General features: G+C 68.7%; 1 pseudogene. It reads left to right on the top strand.

Annotation, left to right across the window (positions count from 1 at the left end):
- Positions 1-118: 118 nt before the first annotated feature.
- A pseudogene (locus tag EN807_RS33735) lies at positions 119-329 on the top strand (ROK family protein); the annotation flags it as partial.

The following is a 329-nucleotide window of genomic DNA, read 5'->3' as shown; positions in this document are numbered from 1 at the left end:
TTGGCGACACGACGGCGCCGCACGTCTACGCGCCGAAGAGCTGGGGACCGGCCGATGCCATGAACGGCTTCGGCCCGCCGAACGGCTGGATCAACCCATCGAAATAGGGGGCAACGACATGGCCAAGGCGGCAAAGCCGGCGGCGGCGGACGCGGAACCGATCGTGCTGACGATCGACATCGGCGGCTCGCACGTCAAGATCCTGACCAGCGCCGGCGGCGAGATGCGCCGCGCCGAGTCCGGCCCGGGCCTGACGCCGCAGCAGATGATCGCCTCGGTGAAGACGCTGGCCGACGGCCTCTCCTATGACGTGATCTCGCTGAGCTACC

The organism is Mesorhizobium sp. M5C.F.Ca.ET.164.01.1.1 (assembly GCF_004792125.1).
Taxonomy (GTDB): Bacteria; Pseudomonadota; Alphaproteobacteria; order Rhizobiales; family Rhizobiaceae; genus Mesorhizobium; species Mesorhizobium wenxiniae.
The sequence above is the reverse complement of the archived record's forward strand: the minus strand, read 5'-3'. Positions and strand labels throughout refer to the sequence as shown.